This window comes from Chitinophaga sp., assembly GCF_036566945.1.
Taxonomy (GTDB): Bacteria; Bacteroidota; Bacteroidia; order Chitinophagales; family Chitinophagaceae; genus Chitinophaga.
Genome location: NZ_DATCVJ010000792.1, coordinates 1 through 11,278, shown reverse-complemented (window position 1 = coordinate 11,278; position 11,278 = coordinate 1). Strand labels below are relative to the sequence as shown.

The following is an 11,278-nucleotide window of genomic DNA, read 5'->3' as shown; positions in this document are numbered from 1 at the left end:
ATAATCACACCGGCAGCTCTTAAGGAATTACCACCTATTTCAAAGAAGTGCTGTGTCACCCCGAAATCATTCCGCTGAAACACCTCCTGCCAGATATGCCATAAATCGCTTTCTGCGGGGCTAGCCGGCGCTTCATAGTCGATATGTATGAGTTCCTGAAGTGCCTGTATTACGGTATCAAATTCCCCGGAGCGGTACCTGTCCATCAGCTCATACCTTTTCAATTTGCCGCTCGTCGTTTTAGGAATGTCTTTTATCGCGATAATCTGATCAATCTCAAATCCAAATTTTCTGTTTATAAATTGGCGGATGGCATCTGACACCGGCGCCATACTTTCCAGTGTGCCCCGGTGTAAGAGGAAACCCACAATTTCTTCTGTTTGTTTCGCGGTGTTAAATGCACCGCATACCACAAACTTATTGAGTTCAACACCCCCCACTGCTTCCGTCTCTTTTTCAATATCATGCGCATAATAATTCTGCCCATTGACAAAAATCACATCCTTTGCCCTGCCTGTTACAAACAGTGCACCGTGTCTCATAAATCCCAGATCTCCTGTATCCATCCAGCCTGCTGCATCCAGCAAACGCTGAAAAAGTTCCGGCCTGTTATAATAATTACTGGTTACATTTTTCCCTTTTATACGGATATGACCAACAACATTTTCTCCAAGGTCAATGCCATCAGCATCTGTTATTTTAATGGCGCAATGGGCAATGGGTTTACCTACATTGACAATGGCCATCCGGTCATCTATCGCTGCTGTATCTTCTACCTTATTACCCGGATTCAGCTGATGGCGGTTCAGATATAGGGTCTGCAGGGTGGCTTGATGATCCGACATGCATACTGCCACTGAAGCTTCCGCCAATCCATACACAGGACATATGGCACTCTCCTTCAACCCATACTGCTGCATCTTCTGGTTGAACTCCACACAGAGCGTCTCTGAAATCGGCTCTGCACCGTTGTATATGATTCTTACCCGGGACAGGTCCCAGTTATATTGTTCTTCTTTTAAATTTTTCAGAAAATACCGGTACCCGAAATTTGGTGAACAGGTAATGGTAATACCATGTTCTGCTATCTTATCAAACCACAAACGGGGATTGCGGATGAATAAATTCGTTGGCAGGAGGTAATGGTCTATTCCCAGCAACAGCGGGTTAAGATGAAAGCCGATCATGCCCATATCATGACTGAGCGGCATCCAGCTAAGCATCGCATCATTTGCAGTATAAGCCGCACCCTTGCTGATGCCGTCGATATTCGCTATCAGGTTTGCATGTGTCAGCACCACACCTTTGGGACTACCGGTCGAACCAGAGGAGAACTGTATAAAAGCAATATCGTCATCCTGTGGCTGATGTACTGCTCCCTCTCCGGTTGCCAGGAGGATATCCGCCATATCGCAGGCCTGATTAATCTGCGGCAGGCCTTCCTTTTGCGCAAACTGCTGCAATTGTGCCAACTGTCCGGGCAATACTGCCAGTGTTGGATTATTTAACAGGGACCAGACCTGAAACAGCTTTTTCCGGTCGCTATCATTTCTCCCCGCTGTTAAAGGAACAGGGATGATGCCACCAAGTATACAGGCCCAGAAAATTATAATAAAACTTTTGTTGTCTTCCACCTGCAGCACCAATTCATGCTTTGGTTGCAGACCAGCTGCCTGCAGCCCGTACAATGCACTAAGGGATTGGGTTTTCAATTCGGCATAGGAGAGAAATGTTGTGGTCGCGCCGCTCTCAACAAAATATATTCCAGACCTTGAGCACTGACTTCTTTCAAGAAATATGTTTGTCAAATTCATCGTTTATCAGTTTTCGGATAGTTCATTCAATAAAAGCTTCCAGCAGAATGCCAAATGTGATTACTATGATCAGGTAATCTGTTTCAAAGGGAACATTTACCGTGTACCCCTCCTGTTTGTATATTTTCTTCAGTTCCTCTATCTTAAATGGATCAAAGAAACCTTGTCTTTTTATCCGGTCAAATGAAAGGAGATCATTGATGTATTCAATGTTGTGCTGCAACAGATAGGGACTTCCAGGCGCCACAAAACCAAACTTCTCCCTGTCTATAATTGTTGCCGGCACAAACTTTCTGGCCATCTCCTTCAGGATATGCTTTTCGTTAAAATCCTTCAGTTTTACGCCGGGCGGCACACTGGTAGCAAATTCAACGAGGTCTTTATCCAGGAAAGGGTATCTCACCTCCACTGAATTGGCCATCGCCATCCTGTCGCCAAAATCAGACAGCAGGTGATCTATCAGTCTGATTTTAAAATCTATATAGGAGCGCTTATTGATAATATCCCGGCCCTGTATTTTGCGGGTATCTATAACAGGATATTGCAGGCAGTTGAATTCGTCAAAGCAGGCATTCAACTCCGCCGAATAGAGCTCTCTTCTGCTCCTGATAGATTCCGTAAAATTGCGTTCGTATATAAAATTGGGATCCCCCCACATCTTCATACGTATGGCCGCTTCTACCGGGTCTATCGGCGTTTCCATGCCCTGCATAGCTCTCATCTTGTCAAAACGGTACCCTACGTAACCCGCGAACATTTCATCAGCGCCCTGCCCGGACAGGATCACTTTAATACCTTTATTTCGTACAGATTCTGAGAGGTAGTGTGTAGCAGCATTAAAAGTCTCCTTGATAGGCGTCTCACAATGGTAAATGCATGTTCTTAACCTTTCGCTGATATCCTCATAGTAAAAAGTCTTCTTATTCAGAATGGAGTTTGTTTGCTGTGCAATCAGCTCCTGAAAGGGAGTTTCGGAAATCTGCGCATCAGGAAAATCGATAGAAAAAACATGCTTGCTGGTATCTCCTGCAAATGCTCTGACCTTTGTAGTGATAATAGAGGAATCCAGTCCACCGCTCAGATAAGTGCCGAGAGGAACATCTGAACGGAGTCTGTAACGGATGGATTTATCCAGTAGTTCTTCAATCCTGTCAGCATATTCTTTTTCCGACAGCTGTGATGTGGTGGTATTTTCTTCCGGGAAAACCAGGTCCCAGTATTCGTGGTCGCTGAGTTGACCGGCTTTATCCAATACAAGGAAATGTCCGTTTTCCAGACTTTGTATATTTTTGAAAATCGTGCGGGGGCTAACAATACCGGGGAATGTAAATATCTGGTCCAGACCAGTTTTGTCTATCTGCCGGGGTACGCCAGGATAAGCCAGAATGGCTTTGATCTCTGAACCGAAGATAAAGGTATCGTTAAAGATAGTATAGTACAGCGGATTAATACCCATCTGGTCACGCGCGCAATACAGTTGTTGATGACGTTTATCGTACAATGCAAATGCAAATTGACCATTGATCTGGTTAAGACCGTCAATCCCCTGTTCTTCAAATAAATGCAGGATAACTTCCACATCAGAATCTGTTTTGAAAACATGTCCTTTTTGTTTGAGTTCCTGCCTAAGTTCAATATAGTTAAAAACTTCTCCGTTGCAGATCAGGATCAGTGATTCATCTTCATTTGAAATCGGCTGCATACCATTGGCAAGCCCGATGATGCCCAGCCGGCTAAACCCCAGCGCCACATTATCAAATGTCTTTACCTCATAGCCATCGGGACCCCGATGGGTTAATTGCTGTACCATTTTCCGGGCAATGACGGTATCTTCCGGTTCCACCTGCCGGTGAATTTTCACGAAGCCACAAATTCCGCACATATTGTTATATTAATTGCGATGATAAATAGGGAGCAGGTCAGGATGCCTGTAAGGCACCATTCAGGACTTTCAAGTTTCTGAGCCCGGCCAATACAAGTGCGGGATCAATTCCAAAATCAATCAGGCAGGCAATTTCATTCACACCGGCATCTGCCAGTTTGCTCATCATTTCGGTAGCATGGTCTGTTGTTCCGATTAAGGATGCCTGGCTGATATAATACAGCATATATGCTCTCAGCATTTCCTCCTGTACCTCCGGGGATAATTGTTCCCGGGTCTGACCAGCGTCTTCATAGAGGAATTTGTCCAGGTCTGCAGAGCTCTTCAGGTAATTCAGAAAAGGTTCACTTACCGTGTTCATCACAAAATCTTCGTCGTCATGAACAAAGGTGTGCAGCATGACCGCCACCTTTCCGGCTGCAGGATCAAAGCCGTTGCGACGACGGGCGTCGCGGTAGAGGCCAATCTTCCTGCTCAGTTCAGCTATTTCCTGTCCTAACATATGTGTAAGCAGGTTAGCCCCTATTTCACCTGCACGGATAAACGTTTCATCGTGCCTGGAAGCGGTGATCCAAACAGGCAGATCTTTATTATAAGGCTCGGGAAACATACGGATGGTGATCTCCTTTCCTACCCCGTTTTCTCTTTGAACAGTGCCGCCATTCCACAGGTGTTTAAGCGTAGCAATCTGCTCATACATGATTTCATGCCTGTTCCGGAAATTATCTTTTGCCAGCACAAAGTCATGCCCATTCCATCCTGAAGCAAATGAGAGCGCAATGCGGCCTTTAGATAAATTATCCACCACTGACCACTCTTCAGCGATCCGGATCACGTCATGTAGTGGCGACACTACACTGCCACTACGCAGCGTTATATTTTCTGTAATCATAGCCAGCGCAGCGCTCACTACAGAAGGGTTTGGAAACAGTCCTCCAAACTCATGGAAATGGCGTTCAGGTGTCCAAACAGCTGCAAATCCATTCTGGTCGGCATATTTCACGCATTCAAGCAATAGTTCATACTTATTGTTTGCATCGACCTCATAATTGGAAAAAAAGAATAAACTTAAATCACACATGGGGATCAGGTTTGATGGGTAAATGGCGGCACATAATGAAACAGGTATCCCTATCGTACTATCCGCCTGCTGGCGGACCATACGTCAATTATGCGTCTGTTGTCAATAAATTAGCAGGAAATGATTGGAGATACTATGCCTGCAGTTGCATTAACTGCGAGGAAGAAACGGATAGTAATAATATTCGCTGCAGCATATGCACACGAACAAGAATCTTTTTACGGTTATTTTGCTCAATGACTTCACAATTGATACCCGCCAGCGGGCCTTCTTTAATTGTCAGGTGCTGTCCCACCTGAAAATCGTCTTTCCCTTCTTCTACATCACCGCCATAGGTAATCAGTCGCCTGATATTCTCTACCTCCATGTCACTGATTTCGGAAACCTGCTTTCCTAATTTGACATAGTTGATCACTCCATTCAGTGTCAGGCAATTATAAAACTCTTTTGAATCCTTTAGTCTTACGAACAAATAGGATTGAAAAAGTGGCTCTTCTACCAGTTTTTTTCTGTCATGCCAGTTTTTCATTACTTTCTTAATAGGCAAATAGTGCTCGATGTCCAGATAGGACAACTCTGTAGATACTTTCTTCTCATGTCGTGGCCTTACATATACAACTTGCCAGTTATTGTTTGTGCGGGTTGGGCTTATCATAACAATTCAGTTAACTATAAAGCTATCGCTAAGCCTAGTAACACTGCCTAGCTTTTTTAAATTTTCGAAGCGTTGTGGGGTGGGGTACTCTAAAAAACCCAACAGCCCTGTTCCAAATTACTATCGAAAATAAAGATAACCCTATTGTAAATACAAACTAAGCGTCAAACCCAATTCCACACATTTGTGTAGGTTCAGCCGGCTCCCCCTGAAAGGCGCTTGCTGCTTTGTGTTTGCACTAGCCTTCCCTGAATTGCGTGGGGGTAACGCCTGCCTGGGCTTTAAAGAAATTGGAAAAATACGCGTGATCAACAAACCCCAGTTCGAATGCAATTTCTTTTATAGAGAGGTCTGTTGTTTGAAGCAGCCGTTTTGCTTCCAGCAGTACGCGCTGCTGTATCAGCCTGGTGGCTGATACGTGGAGATGTTTTTTACAAAGAATATTTAGATAGTTGGCAGAGATGTGCAACTTTGAAGCATAGAATCCGACCAGTTTTTCCTGCTTGTAAAATTTATCAATCATCATATTGAAATTCGCAAGTCTCGGGTTAGACTGGAACACTTTCAGATCCGTAAAAATATGCTCCGCTTCCTTACTCACGATGGCGGCGATAACGGCAGCCCTTGCGCTGATGATCTCCTGCACTGAGTTGGGAGAATTCAGTTCATCTCTGATCGCATCAAATTCATACTTCAGCAATTTGAAATTATCGTCGGTCAGCGGAATTACCGGATGATTCATATAATTCGAAAAGGAGAAGCGGAAGAACGAGGCGAAGCGTTCGAAAAACTGCTGCTGTATCATCAGCTGGTAACCGGTTGTATTGGGCTTGATGCTCCAGGTATGTACCTGTCCGGGAAACAGTACATGGACTTGTTTATTGCCAATTGGATAGTCGTGGAAATCGATATTATGTACTCCTTTTGCTGATTCAAACAGGTTGATAATAAAAAAATCATGCTTATGCGGCCTGTCGATATGCCGTTCACCATGCAGTTCATTGAAGAGGAATTCCTCCCAGCCAGCCTGCTGTCCTTTCCTGAATTCATGGATACCTAAGACAGGAATATAGCCGGTGTCGTCATAAATCTTCATATCAGCCAATTAAGTTGGGAGTTCCACTTCTAAAATATGAAAAGTTACGGCAAAAAGATTTATCAGAATACAATTTCCCCTTTGTGTACCAGCGATTTAACGGGGGAAACTCTTGCCACTGCTTCAGCAGAGCAGGAAGCTTCCAGGAATACAAAATTAGCGTCATTCCCTGCTTTAGGCCATTGCTGGTTGCCTTTATCATCCAACGGAAGTATATACCGGGTGGCAAAGCCCAGTGTTCTTGAAAGCGCCCATTCGGAGCTATAGCCATAGAGGCCGGCAATGAGTTTCGCCTTTTGAAGCATGTGACCAGGTCCGAAAGTATTCCAGTGATCCTGGATATTATCGTTACCCACCAGTACTTCCACGCCATGCTTTCTCAGCAGCGGAATAGGCATAATGGTTTTACCGAAAGGCACCGAGGAAACGATGCCCACACCCGCTTCGGCCAGGCGTGCAGCCATACGCTCTGCATCCAATGTGGAAAGATACGCCAGCGCAAAGGCATGGCTCACAAAGGTTTTTCCGCGAAGTGCCGGGTTTTCATTTGCCCTGTTAATCAGGTATTCAATTGTCTTTACACCGCTTTCACCTGCTTCATGCAAATGAATATCAATTCCCTTATTGTTATCGATAGCCAGTTGCGTGATCAGGTCCATCGTTTTTTCTATGCTGCCATCAATGGAATAGGGATCTACCCCACCAATGAAATCAATATTCATTTTTGCCACTTCTTTCAGCAGCGGCGCGGTATTGGTGTAAAATACACCATGCTGAGGGAAAGCGACCAACTCCGCACCAACCGTTTTCTCTTTATTTTTCAATGCTGTTTCCAGGTGCTTTAATGAATCAAAGCCGGAAGTAGGATCGATATTGAAATGCGAACGGATATAGTGTGTGCCGTTTGACTGCAGGAAATCGATCAATTTTTCTGTTCGTACCACAGAAGTTTTCAGCCATTCCGGAATCATCTGCTGTTCATAGGCAATCTGATCTTTTACTGTTTTTCTCTTTTCCGAAACAGCCTGCCATGGCAAACCATAGAGCATTTTATCCAAATGGGCATGCATATCTTTAAATGCAGGAAGCATCAGCCAGCCTTTCGCATCAATGCCGTCTTTACCCGGATCGTTGGGGGTGATAGCGTTCACCTTCCCACCGGCTATTTCAACACAGAAAAGTGCCGTCTTCGTCTTTACCACTTCTTCACCATCGTATTCAAAACCTGTTTCCAGTAATACATTCTTAAATATATAGCGATGGTCGTTTGTTATCATATCCATTTGTTCCTTTTTTATGCCCGGATTACTTTAGCAAAGTAAGTGGTAAATATCTCCAGAACTTTGTGATATCTATACAGATACTTGAAAGATTTATAAATTGCGGGCGGATTATTAATAAATCTTTCAAGGCATATCATGAATCCTTCACAGAATATGCGTTTACGAAGATTAATTTTGTAAAAAATGATGGGGACTATGAAGAAAACGGAAATATCCCGCAAGGATTTTATCAGGATGTCTGGATTGGGTATGGCAGGAATGGCCTTTGCCTCCGGTTTACTGGCCTCTGCAGAAGCTTTTGCCGGTGAAGCCACCAGTAATAGCAGGAAAAGCTACCTGTTAAAGAACGTACGACTTGAAACAGGATTTGTTTATGAGGAGGGAGAAGTCATCCACACCAATACCGAATTATTCTGCATAGAAATCAAAGACGGTAAAATCAAGCGTATTTCCGCCAATCAACCTAATGCTGCCGAAGCTATTGATGCGAAAGGCTGGCTGATGCTCCCTGCCTTCAGGGATATGCATATCCATCTCGATAAAACATTCTACGGTGGCCCATGGCACACCACCAAAAGAGGAGCCGGTGGGGTTAAAGGTATGATTGCCCTGGAGCAACAAATTCTTCCGGAGATGCTGAAGACTTCCACTTATCGTGCGGAAAAGCTCGTGGAGTTGTTGCAATCTAAAGGTACCAACTTCGCCAGAAGTCACGTCAATATAGAACCTACCTAAAAACTGCAGTCGCTCAACAATCTTCTCAAAGCACTGGAAAACAAAAAGAATTCCTTTGGTGCGGAACTGGTAGCATTTCCCCAGCATGGCGTATTCTATACGGATTCAGTTCCTTATCTCAAAGAAGCCGCAAAGATGGACATTGATTTTATTGGCGGTCTTGATCCCTACACCATTGATGGGGCCATTGAAAAAACAATAGATTTCACCGTACAACTGGCGCTGGACAACAAAAAAGGCATTGATATTCATCTGCATGAATCAGGAGAGTCCGGATTAAAAACAGTAGAATATCTGATGAAGAAGGTAAACGAAAATCCTGCGCTGAAGAACAAAACATTCTTAAGCCACTGCTTTGTGCTGGCAAAAATCGATAAAGTGAAGCAGGAGCAGATTGCGGAGCAATTAGGCGCCGCCGGCATCGGCATTGTGTCTACGATTCCATTCGGCGGGTTAATCATGCCTATACCCACGCTTTATAAATACCAGGTGAATGTAATGACCGGCAACGATAGTATTGTTGATCATTGGAGCACGTTTGGATCAGGCAGCGTATTGGAAAAAGCCAATACCATGGCGCAATTATACGGCTACTCTACCGAGTTCCTGTTGTCGAGGAGCTTGAAACTGGCTACCGGAAATGTTCTCCCGCTGGATGACAAAGGAGTGCAGCAATGGCCTAAAGCCGGCGATGCAGCTGACGTAGTACTGATAGATGCCAGTTGTTCCGCAGAAGCAGTATCCAGAATTTCACCTGTAAGATCGCTGATTAATAAAGGAGAGATTGTATATTAATGGCGACGGGATATAATTTATTGCTAAATTATATCCCGTTTTTTCTGTTTTACAAACAATATCATTGCCTCCCCGGTTTTTAAAACTGCGTATTAAACCCGACAAATGTTTGAAATTTCGGCTGCCCCAATCCTTGCGCCAGTACTGTAAACTGAGGTTCAGCAAATATGTTGAATACAATGCCACCCACTTTTATTACTTTACCTGCACCCAAACCAATTGGTACATTATAATCACCGTTTCTGAGATTAAATGTCCAGATGCCTGTACTCCGCAGGTTAAAGCCCGCGCCTATTTGCCAGATAAAAAATACCTGTGGATTCAGTGTACTTATTTCCGGGCGGTCCTCATCGCCAGCGAAAGAAGCCTGCCATTGCAGCAAGCTGCCGAACTGGATCAGGCGGCTTTTTGCAAAAAAAGCCAGGAAGGAAAGACCTGCCTGCCACTTGCCGCTGCCAAGGTCGCGTGTACCTGTAGGAGCGGTTAAATTAGGCCCAATACCAAACTTATTACCCGTTTTAGTTGGGAGCGTATAAATAGCAAACAGGTTAAAATCACCCAGACCACTCGTTGGGCCTACGCCGCTTGCAGAAGAAGTTACAAAGGGCATACTGGCGCGCAAAAGCACGGGGCCGATCGGCTGCGAATACCTGACAATAAGCTGGTTCGCCTGCTGATCGGGCAACCCATATAATTTGGAAACAATGTAATTATGTATATTAACAGCCTTCACACTGGCCATTGGGTCATTGGCCCTTTTTAGTTCTTCATCCGAAGGCGCGGCCGGCGTAGCTGGTTTTTCCTGCGCATGAACAATACCAGGAACGGTTGTAAAGATTATTATTACTAAAACGGCCGATTTGAAAAGTCCTTTTTTGAACATATGACGATGTTTGAGTGCATTTTGGATAAAATTCCTTCAGAGACAGACATAGCTATCTCCCTATGTTACAAACACAACATCTTTTATATATTAAATGTTTAACTTTTCTTTATTTTCTGTAATTGATGTTACACGAACAACATCCACCAGATCGGAATGGGATACGCTAACGACAAAGCCGCACAAACGATCACATTTATGCGGCTTCCGGCAATAAGCATTAATTAATCTGGATGCGGGATACTTTACCATCCAGCCCATTGTTGCGGATAAAAGTTACTCTCACGTATTCATCCTCATAACTCCGCTCAAAAGTTCCTACGATGTACTCAGGGGACGGCCGCTTTACATTAACGATGCAAAAATCATCGTTCATGGTCCCATCAGGAGAGTCGTATACCCTGATTTCAGCGCCCGGACGTACGTCAAATAATTTGGCAGATCTGATAGCATCATCTTGTGTGGGCCTCCAGCTCTGACCGGGGCTGTCTTCCACGGTTTGAACAATGTTTTCAGTGGCATTATTGCCTTCATAAAATGCAATGATTCCCATAAAATGGTGATTTTGAGGTGAAGAAAAAATAATAAAAACTTTCTTCGAAACGTAGCAAACAGCTTTTTACACATCTGGGTAAACATCCCACAGACGGCACTTTACATTGCAAATACATCTCGTATCGGAAAAGATCAGGTTAATTCATGGATAGTTATTTTGGGTCTGCAATACGACAATCTTTTTTAAGAGGACTATGAAGTTAAGTAACTTTTAAGATAAAAAAAAGTTCTGTACAATTTTTAGAGTCTGTCAATAAGATAGGATTACTTACTAAATATAAAGACAAATATTCACATAAAAAACTAACACACAAAACGGCTTTAAAAGTATCACCATCCTGTGAATAAACGGCCTACTTCTTTAGTAACTTATTATTCACTATTTTCTCCATTATTTCTTCTTTCTGATATTTACTGATGGGCACTTCATATTTACCCACATGCAGTATATTTCCTTCAATAGCGCTGATCTGGTGAATATTCACCAAATAGGATTTAT

10 protein-coding genes are annotated in these 11,278 nt (G+C 43.8%); 2 read left to right on the top strand and 8 right to left on the bottom strand.

The window, feature by feature from the left end; genetic code table 11:
* The 6 genes from VIP81_RS24010 to VIP81_RS23985 all read right to left on the bottom strand — a co-directional run.
* The coding region (locus VIP81_RS24010) for an AMP-binding protein (RefSeq protein ID WP_331967339.1) at positions 1-1,712 on the bottom strand (1,712 nt) is incomplete at its 3' end.
* A gap of 124 nt (positions 1,713-1,836) precedes the next feature.
* Entirely contained in the window at positions 1,837-3,696 is a 1,860-nt protein-coding gene (asnB, locus tag VIP81_RS24005; protein WP_331967337.1) for an asparagine synthase (glutamine-hydrolyzing), read from the bottom strand.
* Between the two features lie 37 nt (positions 3,697-3,733).
* The gene (locus VIP81_RS24000) at positions 3,734-4,777 is read right to left on the bottom strand and encodes a MupA/Atu3671 family FMN-dependent luciferase-like monooxygenase (RefSeq protein ID WP_331967334.1); all 1,044 of its coding nucleotides are present in this window, start codon (positions 4,775-4,777) and stop codon (positions 3,734-3,736) included.
* Positions 4,778-4,910: 133 nt separating this feature from the next.
* The gene (gene nusG, locus VIP81_RS23995) at positions 4,911-5,432 is read right to left on the bottom strand and encodes a UpxY family transcription antiterminator (RefSeq protein ID WP_331967332.1); all 522 of its coding nucleotides are present in this window, start codon (positions 5,430-5,432) and stop codon (positions 4,911-4,913) included.
* A gap of 238 nt (positions 5,433-5,670) precedes the next feature.
* Positions 5,671-6,528: a helix-turn-helix transcriptional regulator gene (locus tag VIP81_RS23990; RefSeq protein WP_331967330.1), complete on the bottom strand. Its 858-nt coding sequence runs from the start codon at positions 6,526-6,528 to the stop codon at positions 5,671-5,673.
* A 62-nt stretch (positions 6,529-6,590) separates the two neighbouring features.
* The gene (locus tag VIP81_RS23985) at positions 6,591-7,811 is read right to left on the bottom strand and encodes an amidohydrolase (protein ID WP_331967328.1); all 1,221 of its coding nucleotides are present in this window, start codon (positions 7,809-7,811) and stop codon (positions 6,591-6,593) included.
* 195 nt (positions 7,812-8,006) lie between these two features.
* On the opposite strand from VIP81_RS23985, the gene VIP81_RS23980 reads away from it, so the two are divergent.
* On the top strand, positions 8,007-8,546 hold the full coding sequence (locus VIP81_RS23980; RefSeq protein ID WP_331967326.1) for a hypothetical protein: 540 nt from the start codon (positions 8,007-8,009) through the stop codon (positions 8,544-8,546).
* Positions 8,547-8,681: 135 nt separating this feature from the next.
* Entirely contained in the window at positions 8,682-9,341 is a 660-nt protein-coding gene (locus VIP81_RS23975) for a hypothetical protein (RefSeq protein WP_331967324.1), read from the top strand.
* A gap of 79 nt (positions 9,342-9,420) precedes the next feature.
* Here the strand turns inward: VIP81_RS23975 and VIP81_RS23970 are convergent, their stop codons facing one another.
* Both VIP81_RS23970 and VIP81_RS23965 read right to left on the bottom strand, forming a co-directional pair.
* Positions 9,421-10,224, bottom strand: a complete 804-nt coding sequence (locus tag VIP81_RS23970) for a hypothetical protein (protein ID WP_331967322.1) — start codon at positions 10,222-10,224, stop codon at positions 9,421-9,423.
* 220 nt (positions 10,225-10,444) lie between these two features.
* Positions 10,445-10,777, bottom strand: coding sequence for a hypothetical protein (locus VIP81_RS23965; RefSeq protein WP_331967320.1), 333 nt, complete (start codon positions 10,775-10,777; stop codon positions 10,445-10,447).
* Positions 10,778-11,278: the final 501 nt, after the last annotated feature.